A 15,644-nucleotide genomic window follows, 5' to 3' on the forward strand; every position below is an offset into this window, starting at 1 on the left:
GCCGATGCCGTCCGTCCCCGCCGGGGAGACCACGGGGCCGGCGTCGCCGCCCGTCGTCCCCGGCCCCGCCCGCCTGACCGTCCTGGCCGGCCCGACCGCCGTCGGGAAGGGCACGGTGTCGGCCGACATCCGGGCCCGCTACCCGGAGGTGTGGTTGTCCGTGTCGGCGACGACGCGCGACCCGCGGCCGGGCGAGGTGGACGGCGTGCACTACCTGTTCGTCGGCCCGGACGAGTTCGCGCGCATGGTCGCGGACCGTGAGCTCCTGGAGTGGGCCGTCGTGCACGGGCGCAACAGCTACGGCACGCCCCGGCGCGCGGTCGAGGAGAAGCTCGCCGCGGGCGTGCCGGCGCTCCTGGAGATCGACCTCCAGGGTGCGCGCCAGGTCCGCGCGTCGATGCCCGAGGCCCGGTTCGTGTTCCTGGCGCCGCCGAGCTGGGACGAGCTCGTGCGTCGCCTGGTCGGCCGCGGCACGGAGGACGCGGAGGAGCGGGAGCGCCGTCTGACGACGGCCCGGGTCGAGCTCGCGGCGGAGTCGGAGTTCGACCACGTCATCGTCAACGACGAGGTGCACCGCGCGACGGACGAGCTGGTGCGCGTCATGGGGCTCGAGCCCCGTCCCGTCCCGGCGGAGTGCTCGTCCCCGGCGTCGTCCCCCGTGCCGTCCGGGCACGGTGAGGGGCACAGCGAGTAGACTGTCCTGCGGTGCCCGTGCGCGGGCGTTCCCCCGTGGGCCCGAGGCCCGGTCGGCGGCCCGTCCTGCGACGTGGTGCCGCGGCCGCCCGGTCCCGGACGGGGGCGCCGTGCGCGCCGCCGCCATCGACCAGCTGCAGCGCCCGCTGCAGACCCTTGAACCCACGGAGCGAACTGTGTCCGGAACCGTCGCCGCCCCCGAGGGCATCACCGACCCGCCCATCGACGACCTGCTCGAGCACGTCGACTCGAAGTACGCGCTGGTCATCTACTCGGCCAAGCGTGCGCGCCAGATCAACGCGTACTACTCGCAGCTCAGCGAGGGCCTGCTGGAGAACGTCGGGCCGCTGCTCGAGACGCGCAACCAGGAGAAGCCGCTCTCGATCGCGATGCGCGAGATCAACGCGGGCCTGCTGACGATCGAGGCCGAGCCCGACGAGGCCCCCGAGGCCTGAGCCCGCACGCCGCGCACCTCCACCGGAGGGCGCGGCGTTCGTGCGTCCGCGCCCGGGTGCGCGGGCCCCCTGTCCCGCCGCGTCCGGCGACGGGTCTGAGCCGGACCTCCAGGAGGAACGACATGCGGATCGTGCTCGGTGTGAGCGGCGGGGTCGCGGCGTACAAGGCCGTGCTGCTGCTGCGGCTGCTGCGGGAGCAGGGCCATCGGGTGCGGGTGGTGCCGACGGCGTCCGCCCTGCGCTTCGTGGGCGCGCCCACGTGGGAGGCGCTCTCGGGCGAGCCGGCCACGGACCAAGTGTTCGAGGACGTCGAGCACGTGCCGCACGTCGCCCTGGGCCAGGGTGCCGACCTCGTGGTCGTGGCGCCCGCCACGGCGGACCTGCTGGCGCGCGCGGCGGCCGGGCGCGCGGACGACCTGCTGACCTCGACGCTGCTCACCGCGCGCTGCCCGGTGGTCATGGCGCCCGCGATGCACACGGAGATGTGGGAGCACCCGGCGACGGCCGCGAACGTGGCGACGCTGCGGGCGCGGGGCGTGCACGTGATCGAGCCGGCGTCCGGCCGGCTCACGGGGGCGGACACCGGACCCGGCCGCCTGCCCGAGCCGGACGAGATCGCGCGCGTCGCGCTCGCCGTCGTGGAGGACGCGTCCCGCGCGACCGCCGCCGACGCGGGCGCGGAGCCGGGCCACGGGCCGGGCCGCGGGCCGGCGCAGGATCTCGCGGGTCGGCGCGTCGTGGTGTCGGCGGGCGGCACGCGCGAGCCGATCGACCCGGTGCGGTTCATCGGCAACCGGTCGAGCGGGCGTCAGGGCGTCGAGCTCGCGCGGGCCGCGGCGGCGCGCGGCGCGCACGTCACGCTCGTGGCGGCGAACCTGTCCCCGGACGTGGCCGCGCTCGTGCGCGCGCCCGGGGGCGTGCCCGACGCCGTGGTGGAGGTCGAGACGACGGCGCAGCTGCGCGACGCGGTGCGGTCGGCGGCGGCCGGGGCGGACGTCGTCGTCATGGCGGCGGCCGTCGCGGACTTCCGCCCGGCCCACGCGCCCGACGCGAAGATCAAGAAGGTGCCGGGCCAGGGGCCTGAGCCGATCGCGCTCGTGGAGAACCCGGACGTGCTCGCCGAGCTCGCCCGCGACCGGCTGCGCCCGGGCCAGGTGGTGGTCGGCTTCGCGGCGGAGACCGGTGACGCGCACGGGTCCGTGCTCGACCACGGCCGGGCCAAGGCGCGGCGCAAGGGCGCGGACCTGCTCGTGGTCAACGCCGTGGGCGAGGGGCGCGGGTTCGCGGTCGACGCGAACGACGTGACCGTGGTCGACGGCGCGGGGGACGTCGTCGCGACGGCGAGCGGGTCGAAGGGCGAGGTCGCGGACGCGGTGTGGGACGTCGTCGTGCCGCGCGTGGCGCCGCCGGTCGAGCGGGCCGGGGCGGGCGAGTGACCCGCGTCTCGTCTCGCCTGCCGGATACGCTCGCTCACCTTTCGGGACAGTAGGCTGTGCGCCATGGCTGAGCTGCGTCTCTTCACGTCCGAGTCCGTCACCGAGGGGCACCCGGACAAGGTCTGCGACCAGATCTCCGACGCGATCCTCGACGCGCTCCTCGCGCAGGACCCGACGTCCCGCGTGGCGGTGGAGACGATGGTCACCACGGGCCTGGTGCACGTCGCCGGCGAGGTGACGACCGACGCGTACGTCGAGATCCCGCAGATCGTGCGCGACGTCGTGCGCCGGATCGGGTACACGTCGTCGGTGATCGGCTTCGACGCGGACTCGTGCGGCATCTCGGTGTCGATCGGCCAGCAGTCGCCGGACATCGCGCAGGGCGTCGACAAGAGCCTCGAGGAGCGCGACGACCAGGGCGACCACGACCCCCTCGACGCGCAGGGCGCGGGCGACCAGGGCCTGATGTTCGGGTACGCGAGCGACGACACGCCGAGCCTCATGCCGCTGCCGGTGTGGCTCGCGCACCGTCTCGCGGAGCGCCTGGCGGCGGTGCGCCGGGACGGCACGGTGCCGGGCCTGCGCCCGGACGGCAAGACGCAGGTCACCGTCGGGTACGACGGTGACCGCGCGGTCAGCCTCGACACGGTGGTCCTCTCGACGCAGCACGACCCGGACGTTCGTCAGGACGAGCTGCACCGGCAGGTCGCGGCGCAGGTCGTGGCCCCCGTGCTCGACGCCGCGGGCCTCGACCTCGACGTGCGCGCGACGCGCCTGTTCGTCAACCCCACCGGCACGTTCGTCGTGGGCGGCCCGCAGGGTGACGCGGGCCTGACGGGCCGCAAGATCATCGTCGACACGTACGGCGGCATGGCCCGCCACGGCGGGGGCGCGTTCTCCGGCAAGGACCCTTCGAAGGTGGACCGCTCGGCCGCGTACGCGACGCGCTGGGTCGCGAAGAACGTCGTCGCGGCGGGTCTGGCGCGGCGCTGCGAGGTGCAGGTCGCGTACGCGATCGGCAAGGCGCACCCCGTCGGCCTGTACGTGGAGACGTTCGGCACGGAGAAGGTCCCGGTCGAGCGCATCACGGCCGCGATCCGCGAGGTGTTCGACCTGCGCCCGGCGGCGATCATCCGCGACCTGGACCTGCTGCGTCCCATCTACGCCCCGACGGCGGCCTACGGGCACTTCGGGCGCGAGCTCGAGCAGTTCACGTGGGAGCGCACGGACCGCGTCGCGGACCTGCAGTCCCAGGTGTGAGGAGCGTCGTCGCGCCGGTCGCGGGCGACGACCGCGCACGGGGACGGCGCGGCGCCGCGGGTGCCGGGCGCGCTGCCCGGTGCATCGTCGTGAGCGAGGTCGTGAGCGCGCCGGTCGTGACGGCGGCGCGTGGTTCGATGGCGTCGTGAGCGAGCCGGAGGACACGACGCGGGCGGTGCAGGACACCCTGCTCACCGTCGCGCCCGCCGCGCCCCGTCGGGGGCCCGCGCCGCCGGCGTCGCACCAGATCGCCGCGCACCTGCCGGTGGCGCGCCTCGCGCTCGACCTCGCGCCCCCGCACCTGGACCGCCCCTTCGACTACCTCGTGCCCGCCACGATGTCCGACGACGCGCGCCCGGGGGTGCGGGTCAAGGTGCGGTTCGCGGGCCGGGACGTCGACGGGTACGTCCTGGAGCGCCTCGACCGCTCGGACCACGACGGGCGCCTGCTGCCGCTGCGGCGCGTCGTGTCGGCCGAGCCCGTGCTGGCGCCCGCCGTCGCCCGGCTCGCGCGGGCGGTCGCCGACCACTACGCCGGCACGCTCTCGGACGTGCTGCGCCTCGCCGTGCCCCCGCGGCACGCGCGCGCCGAGCAGTCCTTCGCGGCACGGACGGCCCCCGGCGCGGTGCCCTCGCCAGGAACTGCCCCGGCCGGGGACGCCCCGGTCGCCACGCGCGCGGGCGCCGTCGCCGCCGAGGCGGCTCCTGCGGGTCCTCCCGTCGCCGAGCCCGTCCCCGCGCCTGCCGAGCCCGTTCCCGCGTCGGTACCCGCTGCGGCGCGGGCACCGCACCAGGAGTCCGTGTGGGCCCCGTACCGGGCCGGCGCCGCCTTCCTCGCGCACGTCGCGGGCGGCGGGTCGCCCCGGGCCGTGTGGACCGCGCTCCCCGGGCTCGCGCCCCCGGCGCCCGAGGCGGTGCCCGAGGTGGTCCCCGAGGGTCGGCGCGGCGGGGGCCGCTCGCGCAAGGAGCCCGACGCGCTGCCCGTCACGCACTGGGCGGCCGCGGTCGCCGAGGCGGTGCGCGCGGCCCGGTCGGGCGGGCGGGGCGCGCTCGTCGTCGTGCCGGACGCGCGCGACGTCGACCAGGTCTGCGCGGCGCTCGCGGCCGCCGGGCTGCCCGCGTGGGACGCGGCGACCGGGGGCGAGGTGGTGCGGCTGACGGCCGACGAGGGGCCCGCGCCGCGCTACCGCGCGTTCCTCGCGGTGCTGCACGGGGACGCGCGCGTCGTCGTGGGGACCCGTGCGGCGGCGTTCGCGCCCGTGGTCGACCTCGGGCTGGTGGTGTGCTGGAACGACGGCGAGGACACCCTCGCGGAGCCGCGCGCTCCGTACCCGCACGCGCGCGAGGTGCTCGCGCTGCGCAGCGACCAGGAGGGCGCGGCGTTCCTGCTGGGGTCGCACGGGCGCACGGTCGCGGCGCACGCGCTCGTCGTACGGGGCTGGGCGCACGAGCTCGCGGCGCCGCGCGACGTCGTGCGGGCCCGGGCGCCGCGCGTGCGGGCGCTGACCTCGGTCGAGCTGGCGGCGGAGGGACCGGGCGCCGCGGCGCGCATCCCGACGGCCGCGTGGCGCGCGGCGCGTGCGGCGCTGGAGCAGGGGCCGGTGCTGGTGCAGGTGCCGCGGTCGGGGTACGTGCCCGTGGTGGCGTGCGCCCGGTGCCGCACGCCCGCGCGCTGCACGGTGTGCCACGGGCCGCTCGCGCTGTCCGGCCCGCAGGCGACGCCGCAGTGCGCGTGGTGCGGGGCGCTCGCGGGCGGGTGGTCGTGCGCGGAGTGCCACTGGACGGGGCTGCGGTCGGTGCGCGTGGGCTCCCAGCGCACCGCGGAGGAGCTGGGCCGTGCGTTCGCGGGGGTCCCGGTGCAGGTGTCGGGTGCCGCGGCGGCGGGCGGGGTGCTGGGGGCGGTGTCCGCGCGCCCCGCGCTCGTGGTCGCGACGCCGGGCGCCGAGCCGGTCGCCGAGGGCGGGTACGCGGCGGCGTTGCTGCTGGACGCGGCGGTGAGCACGGCGCACGTCGGGCTGGACGTGGCGCAGGACGCGCTCGCGCGCTGGCTCGCCGCGGCGGCGCTCGTGCGGCCTGCGACGGAGGGCGGGCAGGTGCTGCTCGTGGGCGACGCCGCGCCCGCGCCGACGAACGCGCTCGTGCGCTGGGACCCGGCGCTCCTTGCGGACCGTGAGCTGGACGAGCGGGTGGAGCTGTCGCTGCCGCCGGCGGTCCGGGTGGCGGCGGTGACGGGCGACCGTCCCGCGGTCGCGGCGGTGCTGGGCCGGGTGGGGCTCGCGGGCCCGGAGACGGTGCTCGGTCCGGTCGAGGTGGCGGCGTCGCCTCGCGGGCGGGGTGCCGACGGGGTGGACGGCGCGGCGCCCGGGCTGGTCGACGCCCCGCCCGTGCGGGCGGTGGTGCGGGTCCCGGTGCGCGACGGCCGGCTGCTGGCGCGCGAGCTCGGCGCGTCCGTCGCGGTCCGGTCCGCGCGGCGCGAGCCGGGTAGCGTGCGGGTGGAGCTCGACCCGAAGGAGATCCTGTGACGCACCGCCCCGCGCCCGACGCCCCGACCGTCGCCCCCCTCGTCGACGCGTCCGCCGACGCGAACCCCGACCGGGACCCGGCACCCGCCGCCCGCGAGATCGACGCCGTGCTGTACGACTTCGGCAACGTCCTGGTGGGCTGGGACCCGTACGGCGCGTACGACGGCGTCGACCGGCGGGACGTGGACGCGTTCTTCGCCGACGTGGACTTCCGGGTGCTCAACCACGAGCGGGACGCGGGTGCGACGTGGCAGGACGCGCGCGACCGCGTGGCGGCGACCCACCCGCACCACGTCGCGCTCCTGGACCGGTACGTCGAGCGGTTCCCCGCGACGCTCACCGGCCCGGTCGAGGGCTCCGAGGAGCTCGTGCGCGAGCTGCGTGACCTGGGCCTGCGGCTGTACGGCCTGACGAACTGGTCCGCGGAGCTCTTCGGGCACGCCGCGCCGGCCGCTCCGGCCACGGCCCTCATGGAGGACGTGCTGGTCTCGGGGCGCGAGGGGCTGGCCAAGCCCGACCCGGCGATCTTCGCGCTCGCGGTCGAGCGGTTCGGTCTCGACCCGGCCCGGACGTTGTTCACCGACGACAGCCCGGCCAACGTCGAGGCCGCGGCGCGTCTCGGGCTGCGCACCCACCTGTTCGAGGGCACGGCGGGGCTGCGCGCGGCGCTGCGCGACCTGGGCGTGCCGGTCGGCCCCGAGGGCGCTGGGTCGTGACGGGCGCCGGGTCGTGACGGGTGCCGGGGTGCCGCGCGCGCTCACGGCCCGTGAGCGCGACGTGCTCGTCTGGATGCTCCGCCACGGGTGCCGCGGTGAGGCGGTCGCGCCGGATCGGGACGCGGCCGACCGTGGGCGCTGGCTCGCCCAGGTCGAGGCGGTGCGCGTGCACGGCGCGTGCGCGTGCGGGGCCTGCCCGACGATCGACCTGGGGGACGACGACGGTCCCGTCTCCGCGCAGGGCCCGCGCGTCGTGCTGGAGGCGGGCACGGACCGCTTCCTCCTGCTGCTGTTCGTCGACGACGACCGGCTGAGCTGCCTCGAGCTCGCTCCCGTGGACGACGAGGCGTTCCCCGCCTTCCCGCCGGTCGCCACGCTGGCGACCTGACCTCCGGGCCCGTACCGGGCGCCTGCGCATTCCGGGCGCCCGACCCGTGCACGGGGCCGCTCCCGGGTCTGCCGCCCTGCCCGGCCACCTAGAATCGGGCCCATGCGCCTGCTGTTCGCGGGGACCCCGGATACCGCGGTCCCGTCCCTCGACGCCCTCCTCGACTCCCGCCACGAGGTGGTCGCCGTGCTCACGCGCGCCGACGCGCCGTCGGGCCGCGGACGGCGCCTGACCCCCAGCCCCGTCCGCGTGCGTGCCGAGGAGGCCGGGATCCCGGTCCTCACGGATCGGCCCCGCGGCGAGGAGTTCGTCGCGCGCCTCGCCGCGCTCGACGTCGACGCGGCGCCCGTCGTCGCGTACGGGGAGATCCTGCGCCCCGACGTGCTCGCCGTGCCGCGGCACGGGTGGGTCAACCTGCACTTCTCCGTCCTGCCCGCCTGGCGCGGCGCGGCGCCCGTGCAGCGCGCGATCATCGCGGGCGACGAGGTGACCGGGGCGACGACGTTCCTCATCGAGGAAGGGCTGGACTCGGGGCCCACGCTCGGCACCACGACCGAGACGATCCGCCCCCGGGACACCGCGGGCGACCTCCTGGGCCGTCTCGCCGTCTCCGGTGCCGGCCTCCTCGTCGCCACCCTCGACGCCCTCGAGGACGGCACCCTGCGCCCGCAGCCCCAGCCCGCCGACGGCGTCTCGCACGCCGCCAAGCTCACGACCGCCGACGCGGAGGTCCGCTGGGACCACCCGGCGCTCGCGGTCGACCGTCTTGTGCGCGGCTGCACCCCGGCACCCGGGGCGTGGACGACCCTCCCCGGCGCCGACGGCACGCCCGCGCGCCTCGGGCTCGGCCCGGTCACCCTGCGGCCCGACGTCGTCGACCTCGCCCCCGGGCGCGTGCGCGCCGGGAAGAAGGAGGTGCTCGTCGGGACCGCGACCCACGCCGTCCAGCTGGGGGAGGTGGCGCCCGTGGGCAAGAAGCACATGGCCGCCGCGGACTGGGCGCGCGGTGCCCGGCTCGACGACGCCACGGTCCTCGGTGCGGAGGCCGCCCGATGAGCGCCGAGCGCCGCGACCGCGGCGGTTCGAACGCGCGTTCGAACGAGAACAGGCGACCGCAGGGCCAGGAGAGCGCCGCGTCGAACAAGCGTTCGAGCGGTGGTGGCCAGGGTGGGGGCAAAAACTCGAACGCACGTTCGAATTCTGGAGCGGCGCCGGCCGGCGGGGGAGACGAGCGCCGCGACGCCCGGGGGCGCCAGCGCGGCGCCGCCCGCTCCCGCGGCGAGGTGCACCGCGGCTCCGCGGCACCCTCCCAGCGCCGCAAGGGCACCGACCCCGCACGGGCCGTCGCGTACGACGTCCTGCGCCAGGTCGACGGCTCCGACGCCTACGCCAACCTCGTCCTGCCGCCCCTGCTGCGCGAGCGCGGCATCCGCGGGCGCGACGCCGGCTTCGCGACCGAGCTCGCCTACGGCACGCTGCGCCTGCGCGGCCGCTACGACGCGATCCTCGCGCACTGCCTCGACCGTCCCCTCGACCGCCTCGACCCGCCCGTCCTCGACGTCCTGCGCCTCGGCACCCACCAGCTCCTCGCCATGCGCGTCCCGCAGCACGCCGCCGTCTCCGAGACCGTCGGCCTCGCCCGCGAACGCACCGGCGCCGGCAGCGCCCAGCTCGTCAACGCCGTCCTACGCCGCGTCGCGCGCACCCCCCTCGACGACTGGCTCACGACCCTCGCCGACGACGCCCCCGACCCCCTCGCGGCGCTCGCGGCCACCCAGAGCCACCCCGTGTGGATCGCCCGCGCCCTGCGCGACGCCCTCGCCGGCAACGGACGCCCCGTGGACGAGCTCGACGCCCTCCTCGCCGCCGACAACGACGCCCCCCGCGTCACGCTCGTCGCGCGTCCCGGCCTCGCCGACCCCCACGAGCTCGCCGACGGCGACGGCCGCGTCACCCCCGCCCGCTGGGCGCCCACCGCGCTCACCCTCGACGGCGGCGACCCCGCCGCGTTCGGCGCCGTGCGCGACGGCCGCGCCGGCGTCCAGGACGAGGGCAGCCAGCTCGTCGCCCTCGCGCTCGCCGCCGCACCGCTCGCCAGACCGCAGCCCGGCTCCACCGGCGACGACGCGCGCTGGCTCGACCTGTGCGCCGGCCCCGGCGGCAAGGCCGCGCTCCTCGCGGCGCTCGCGGCCGAGCGCGGGGCACGCCTCGTCGCCAACGAGGTCCAGCCGCACCGCGCACGCCTCGTGGAGAAGGCGCTCGCCGCCGTGCCCGCGGACGCCGTGGAGGCCGTGCGCACGGGCGACGGGCGCGCCGTCGGGCAGGACGAGCCGGGCGCGTACGACCGCGTGCTCCTCGACGCCCCCTGCACGGGCCTCGGGGCCCTGCGCCGCCGACCCGAGTCCCGGTGGCGCCGCACCCCGGCGGACCTCGCGACCCTCACCGGGCTCCAGCGCGAGCTCCTCGACTCCGCGCTCGACGCCGTCCGGCCCGGGGGAGTGGTCGGGTACGTCACGTGCTCGCCCCACCTCGCCGAGACCCAGGTCGTCGTCGCCGACGTGCTGCGCCGTCGCGACGACGTCGAGGTCCTCGACGCCCCGGCCGTCGTGCGCGACGTCGTGCGCCCGGAGGTGCGCGACACCGTCGACCTCGGGGACCGTCAGGACGTCCAGCTCTGGCCGCACGTCCACGGCACCGACGCCATGCACCTCACGCTCCTGCGCCGCACGGTGTGAGTGCCGCGCCCCGCGTCGCGATGTCGTCATATCTCGACAACGCGGGGGTGTCAGAGTAACCTGACACCGTGTCGTGTCAGGGAATCCCGACGCGGCAGCACGTCAGGGCACCCCACGGCAGGAGAGCGAGCATGGCCGACACCTGGACCACCCCCCGCAGCCCCCGCGACCTCGGCGCCTACCTCAGCCGCGTCCGCCGAACCCGCGGACTCACCCAGGCCCAGGTCGCCGACGAGCTCGGCATCACCCGCCAGTACCTCTCCGAGCTCGAGAACGGCGTCGAGAACCTCTGGGTCCAACGACTCTTCGAGCTCCTCGACACCCTCGACGTCGACCTGCGACTCCAGGAACGCCGATGACCACCCTCACCGCCTGGCTCTACGGCAACCCCGTCGCCACCCTCGCACCCACCGGCCTGCGCACCACCGACGGCACACCCCGCGTCACCCTCACCTGGACCACCGACGCCCTCGACCGCTGGGGGCACGACGCCCGCGTCCTGTCCCACCTGCTCCCCATCACCCCACCCGACGAACCCCCGCCCCACCCCGCGCGCGTCGCCGCCTGGCTCGACGGACTCCTCCCCGAGGGCCGCACCCGCGACGCCATGGCCATCGACGCCGGCATCGACCCCGACGACGCCCTCGCCTTCCTCGTCCACTACGGCCACGACACCGCCGGCGCCGTCCTCCTCGCACCCGAAGGACAACCCCTCCCCACCCCCCGCACCCCCGAACGCCTCGACGACGCCGCCGTCGCACGACTCCTGCGCGCCGCCGTCGCACGCAGCGGGGGAGAAGGCCGCGCCGACCACCTCACCAGCTCCCTGCCCGGCATGGAACCCAAGATCACCCTCCTCCACGACGAGCACGGCTGGGCCCGACCCCACGGCACCGCACCGACCACCCACATCCTCAAGGTCGCCCGCCCCTCCGACTCACCCACCGCCGACCTCGTCAACACCGAGGCAGCCGCCCTCGACCTCGCCCGCCGCATCGGCCTCACCACCGTCGACGCCCACGTCACCGAGCTCGACGGCGAACGCGCCATCGTCGTCACCCGCTACGACCGCGTCCCCGACCCCACCGACCCCACCGGCACCGCACGCCTCCACCAGGAGGACGCCGCCCAGGCCCTCGGCATCAACACCCGCGACCCCGAACGCAAGTTCCAGCACGGCCGCCGCTTCCCCTCCCTCGCCGCCATCGCCCGCACCCTGCGCGACGACGGCACCCGCCCCGACCCCCTCCTCGCCCTCACCACCCTCAACCTCGCCCTCGGCAACACCGACGCCCACGCCAAGAACATCTCCGTCCTGCGCCACGCCGACGGCACCGTCCGCCTCGCCCCCGCCTACGACATCGCCATGCACCTCCACCACGACCACGCCTCCCGCGTCTTCGCCATGGACGTCGCCGGCGAACGCGACATGGACCGCCTCACCGCCGACCACCTCGTCACCGAGGGCACCACCTGGGGACTGCCCCGCCGACGCGCCCAGCGCGCCGTCGCCCAGACCCTCGACGGACTCCTCGCGGCGCTCGCGGACATCGACCGCGACGCCCACCCCGGCGTGAGCCGTCACGCCTGGCGCACGGTCGAGCGCCGTACCACCGACCTCCGCCGCGGCCTGGTCGTCTAACGGTCCCCTTCTCACGCCGAGCAGGTGGTCGTGGCGGGTCCGGGCGCCCTCACCCACCGGGACCGCCTGCTCGCCCCGCCGGGTCGGGGCGCCCCAGGGTGCTCAGAGGGTGCGCTGGAGCAGGATCGTGTCGACCCAGCGGCCGTGCTTGAACCCGACGGCGGTGAGGCGGCCGGCCTCGACGAAGCCGAAGCGGCGGTGCAGCGGGAGCGACCCGGCGGCCTCGGGGACGTCGGCGACGACGGAGACGACCTGGCGGACCCCCGCGGCGGCGAGCGCCTCCAGGAGCGCGGCGAGCAGCGCGGTGCCCACCCCGCGCCCGGCGTGCTCCGGGTCGAGGTAGATCGAGTCCTCGGCGGTGTGCCGGTAGGCGGGCTTGGGGCGCCAGGCCGACGCGTACGCGTAGCCCGCGACGACGGCGCCGGTCGGGGTGCCCGGCCCGCCCGGGGCGTCGACCTCGGCGACGAGGAACGGCAGGCCGCGCGCGGTGACGTCGTCGAGCTTGCGGTGCCACGCCGGGACGTCCCAGACCTCCTCCTCGAACGTCACGCACGTGTCGCGCACGAACGGGGCGGCGATCTCCGCGACCCGCGGCAGGTCGTGCGCCGTGGCCGGGCGCACCGTCACGGCGGGCGCGGAGGCGTGCGGGTGCCCGGGGCGGTGCGGCGTGCCGCAAACGGAGGAAGGGGGCGAGCCGGGGGAGGGGGAGGAGAGGTCGCTCACGCGACGAGGGTACGAGCACCGGGCTCCGGCACGCGCCCCTAGGCTGGGCCCATGGCAGCCCTCATCGCACCGAGCATCCTGTCCGCCGACTTCGCGAACCTCGAGCGCGACCTGAACGCGATCGCCACGGCGGACTACGCGCACGTCGACGTCATGGACAACCACTTCGTGCCGAACCTCACGCTCGGGCTGCCGGTGTTCGAGCGCCTGGCGCAGGTGTCGCCCGTCCCGATCGACGCCCACCTCATGATCGAGGACCCTGACCGCTGGGCGCCGGCCTACGCGGAGGCGGGCGCGGCGTCGGTCACGTTCCACGCCGAGGCCGCTGCTGCCCCTGTGCGGCTCGCTCGCGAGCTCCGCCGCCTGGGAGCCCGCGCAGGCGTCGCGCTGCGCCCTGCGACGCCGGTGGAGCCCTTCCTGGACCTGCTGACCGAGGTGGACATGATCCTCGTCATGACGGTCGAGCCGGGCTTCGGCGGACAGTCCTTCATCGAGGGGACGCTGCCGAAGATCCGGCGGGCGCGCGAGGCCGTGAGCGAGTCGGGCCTCGACGTGTGGATCCAGGTCGACGGGGGAGTGTCCCGCTCGACGATCGAGCGAGCCGCGGACGCGGGGGCGAACGTCTTCGTCGCCGGGTCGGCGGTCTACGGGGCGGAGAACGTGCCCGAGGAGATCCAGGCGCTGCGCGAGCTGGCGGAGGCGTCGGCGCACTCTCACTGACGTCAGGACGGGAAGGGGCCCTCTTCGGGCCCCTTCTTCGTTCCACATAAAATAGTGTGCCAAGCGCACATCTCTCCTCGACGGGACCGCGAGAACCTCACCACCAAGCACGGAGAAGGGGATCGGGGCCAGCCGTCGGACGGCGAAGCTCGACGCCTCGGGGGGAGGCGGTGCTCCCGAGCGGCGACCTCGACGGGAGCGGGCGAGGTCGCGCCGGACCGCCGGTCGCACCCGCGCGGTGCGCACCCGGAGTAACATCGGCGGTTGCAGTACGCAGTACGCACGAACGTGCTCCGGGGTCGGTGCAATTCCGAGCCGGCGGTGACAGTCCGCGACCCGCGCCCACGCGCGGTTGACCTGGTGGAACTCCAGGACCGACGGTGAAAGTCCGGATGGGAGGAAGCACGTGCGGCGTGGCCACGCCTCGGCGCGTGGTGCTCCGGCGACCCGCCGGCGCACCCGTCCGGGACGGTGACGGCCTCGCCGTGGTGAGCGACGCCGTCGAGCCCTCGTGGCTCGACCCGCCGCCCGCCCTCACCCCGGAGCGCCCGTGCCCGGGAGGAGGACGATGGGCGAGCACCCCCGCACCCTGACGGTCGACGCCGCGATGACGCGCGCGCTCGAGCTGGCGGCCCGAGGGCCGGCACACGGGCCGAACCCGCGCGTCGGGTGCGTCCTGCTGGGCCCTCCGCCCGGCGCGACCCTGCCCGACGGCGCCGCGCCCGGCTCGCTCGACCCGCACCCGCGACCCGTGCTCGCCGAGGGGTGGCACCGTGGCGCGGGGACGCCGCACGCCGAGGCGGCGGCCCTCGCGGACGCCCGGGCGCGCGGCGTCGACGTCGCCGGCGCGACGGCGGTCGTGACGCTCGAGCCGTGCGCCCACACCGGTCGCACCGGCCCGTGCGCCGACGCGCTCGTCGCCGCAGGCGTGGCGGAGGTCGTGCTCGGCGTCGACGACCCGAACCCCGTCGCCACGGGCGGCGCGCACCGGCTGCGGGCCGCGGGGGTCCGCGTCGTGCGCGGCCTGCGCGCCGCCGAGGGCGAGGAGCTCCTGCGGGTGTGGCTCACGGCCGTCCGGCGCGGCACCCCGTACGTGACGCTCAAGACGGCCACGACGCTCGACGGCTACGTCGCCGCCGCGGACGGGACGAGCCGGTGGATCACCGGACCCGCGGCGCGCGAGCACGCGCACCGCGTGCGCGCGGAGGTGGACGCGATCGCCGTCGGCACGGGCACGCTCCTGGCCGACGACCCCGAGCTCACCGCGCGGGTGCCCGCCCACGGCTCGTCCCACGACGCGGCGCACGACGCCGCGAGCGCCGTGCGTCTGGCGGAGCACCAGCCGTTGCGGGTGGTCGTAGGGCTGCGGGGGATCCCGCCGACGGCGCGGGTCCGCGGCGAGGGTGGCGAGCTGGTGCACGTGCTGACGCGGGACGTCGGTGAGGTGCTGGAGCGGCTCGCGGAGCGCGAGGTGCGGCACGTGCTGGTGGAGGGCGGTCCGACGCTGGCGACGGCGTTCCTGGCCGCGGGGGCGGTGGACGAGCTGCACGCGTACGTGGCGCCGGTGCTGCTGGGGGGCGGGCGGCGAGCGGTGGACGGGTTGGGTGTGGCGACGATCGCCGACGCGCACCGGTTCCGCACGGTGGAGGTGAGGCGTGTCGGGGACGACGCGCTGGTGGTGTCCAGGAAGAGCACGGAAGGACGGGTGAGTTGATGTTCACGGGGATCGTGGAGGAGATCGGCAGGGTCCGGGGGATCGCGTTCCCTGGCGGCGTGGGGGAGGACGCGGTGCTCACGGTCGAGGGGCCGCTCGCGGCGTCGGACGCGGCGCTCGGTGACTCGATCGCGGTGAACGGGGTGTGCCTGACGGTCACGAGCCTCGGGGGCGACGGGTCGTTCACGGCGGACGTGATGCCGGAGTCGTTGCGGCGGACTGCGCTGGGTGACCTCGTGGCGGGGTCGCCGGTGAACCTGGAGCGGGCCGTCCGGGCGGACGCGCGGCTGGGCGGTCATGTGGTGCAGGGCCACGTGGACGGCGTCGGGACGCTCGTGAGCCGCGCGCCGGGGGAGCGGTGGGACGACCTGGTGCTCTCCGCCCCTGCGGGTCTGACGCGCTACGTGGCGGAGAAGGGCTCGATCGCGGTGAGCGGGGTGTCGTTGACGGTGACGCACGTGGACGACGAGACGTTCGGCGTCTCGCTGATCCCGACGACGCTCGAGGCGACGATCCTCGGGCGACTGGTGCCGGGCGACCGGGTGAACCTCGAGGTGGACGTGCTCGCGAAGTACGTCGAGCGCCTGCTGGTGTCCGGCGTGGTCCCCGGGAGCGCGTCGTGACGGGCGCGGGGTCCGCGA

General features: G+C 76.6%; 15 protein-coding genes and 1 riboswitch. Of the genes, 14 read left to right on the forward strand and 1 reads right to left on the reverse strand.

From position 1 onward, the window contains the following. Positions 1–4 precede the first annotated feature (4 nt). The 11 genes from gmk to ACPCUX_RS09860 all read left to right on the forward strand — a co-directional run bounded on the left by gmk (position 5) and on the right by ACPCUX_RS09860 (position 11,846). Complete coding sequence (gmk, locus tag ACPCUX_RS09810) at positions 5–694, forward strand: guanylate kinase (protein WP_423388679.1); 690 nt, start codon at positions 5–7, stop codon at positions 692–694. A gap of 175 nt (positions 695–869) precedes the next feature. Beyond that, entirely contained in the window at positions 870–1,148 is a 279-nt protein-coding gene (gene rpoZ / locus ACPCUX_RS09815; RefSeq protein WP_031316460.1) for a DNA-directed RNA polymerase subunit omega, read from the forward strand. 122 nt (positions 1,149–1,270) lie between these two features. After that, positions 1,271–2,584, forward strand: a complete 1,314-nt coding sequence (locus tag ACPCUX_RS09820) for a bifunctional phosphopantothenoylcysteine decarboxylase/phosphopantothenate synthase (RefSeq protein WP_423388641.1) — start codon at positions 1,271–1,273, stop codon at positions 2,582–2,584. A 63-nt stretch (positions 2,585–2,647) separates the two neighbouring features. Next, positions 2,648–3,844: a methionine adenosyltransferase gene (metK, locus tag ACPCUX_RS09825; protein ID WP_034653075.1), complete on the forward strand. Its 1,197-nt coding sequence runs from the start codon at positions 2,648–2,650 to the stop codon at positions 3,842–3,844. A gap of 145 nt (positions 3,845–3,989) precedes the next feature. Then, the gene (locus ACPCUX_RS09830) at positions 3,990–6,365 is read left to right on the forward strand and encodes a primosomal protein N' (RefSeq protein WP_423388642.1); all 2,376 of its coding nucleotides are present in this window, start codon (positions 3,990–3,992) and stop codon (positions 6,363–6,365) included. Continuing rightward, positions 6,362–7,081, forward strand: coding sequence for an HAD family hydrolase (locus ACPCUX_RS09835; RefSeq protein WP_423388643.1), 720 nt, complete (start codon positions 6,362–6,364; stop codon positions 7,079–7,081). Before ACPCUX_RS09830 ends, ACPCUX_RS09835 begins: the two co-directional genes overlap by 4 nt. 28 nt (positions 7,082–7,109) lie before the next feature. After that, a complete protein-coding gene (locus tag ACPCUX_RS09840) occupies positions 7,110–7,469 on the forward strand; it encodes a hypothetical protein (protein WP_423388644.1) in 360 nt (119 codons plus the stop codon). Positions 7,470–7,571: 102 nt separating this feature from the next. Next, entirely contained in the window at positions 7,572–8,525 is a 954-nt protein-coding gene (gene fmt / locus ACPCUX_RS09845; RefSeq protein ID WP_423388645.1) for a methionyl-tRNA formyltransferase, read from the forward strand. After that, on the forward strand, positions 8,522–10,204 hold the full coding sequence (locus tag ACPCUX_RS09850; protein ID WP_423388646.1) for an RsmB/NOP family class I SAM-dependent RNA methyltransferase: 1,683 nt from the start codon (positions 8,522–8,524) through the stop codon (positions 10,202–10,204). Before fmt ends, ACPCUX_RS09850 begins: the two co-directional genes overlap by 4 nt. Before the next feature lie 131 nt (positions 10,205–10,335). Continuing rightward, positions 10,336–10,563: a helix-turn-helix domain-containing protein gene (locus ACPCUX_RS09855; protein ID WP_031316417.1), complete on the forward strand. Its 228-nt coding sequence runs from the start codon at positions 10,336–10,338 to the stop codon at positions 10,561–10,563. Continuing rightward, complete coding sequence (locus ACPCUX_RS09860; protein ID WP_423388647.1) at positions 10,560–11,846, forward strand: type II toxin-antitoxin system HipA family toxin; 1,287 nt, start codon at positions 10,560–10,562, stop codon at positions 11,844–11,846. Before ACPCUX_RS09855 ends, ACPCUX_RS09860 begins: the two co-directional genes overlap by 4 nt. A 102-nt stretch (positions 11,847–11,948) precedes the next feature. On the opposite strand, the gene ACPCUX_RS09865 is transcribed toward ACPCUX_RS09860, so the two are convergent. After that, complete coding sequence (locus ACPCUX_RS09865) at positions 11,949–12,569, reverse strand: GNAT family N-acetyltransferase (protein WP_137280473.1); 621 nt, start codon at positions 12,567–12,569, stop codon at positions 11,949–11,951. 51 nt (positions 12,570–12,620) lie between these two features. On the opposite strand from ACPCUX_RS09865, the gene rpe reads away from it, so the two are divergent. From rpe to ACPCUX_RS09880, 3 genes are all read left to right on the forward strand, one after another. After that, entirely contained in the window at positions 12,621–13,289 is a 669-nt protein-coding gene (rpe, locus tag ACPCUX_RS09870) for a ribulose-phosphate 3-epimerase (RefSeq protein ID WP_034655315.1), read from the forward strand. A gap of 284 nt (positions 13,290–13,573) precedes the next feature. Then, positions 13,574–13,699: riboswitch (FMN riboswitch) on the forward strand. A 158-nt stretch (positions 13,700–13,857) separates the two neighbouring features. Then, entirely contained in the window at positions 13,858–15,003 is a 1,146-nt protein-coding gene (gene ribD / locus ACPCUX_RS09875; protein ID WP_423388648.1) for a bifunctional diaminohydroxyphosphoribosylaminopyrimidine deaminase/5-amino-6-(5-phosphoribosylamino)uracil reductase RibD, read from the forward strand. Next, on the forward strand, positions 15,003–15,626 hold the full coding sequence (locus ACPCUX_RS09880; protein ID WP_423388649.1) for a riboflavin synthase: 624 nt from the start codon (positions 15,003–15,005) through the stop codon (positions 15,624–15,626). The genes ribD and ACPCUX_RS09880 overlap by 1 nt, the downstream gene beginning before the upstream one ends. Positions 15,627–15,644 lie beyond the last annotated feature (18 nt).

Origin of the sequence: Cellulosimicrobium sp. AB352 (genome assembly GCF_049538415.1) — a bacterium.
Classification (GTDB): domain Bacteria; phylum Actinomycetota; class Actinomycetes; order Actinomycetales; family Cellulomonadaceae; genus Cellulosimicrobium; species Cellulosimicrobium funkei.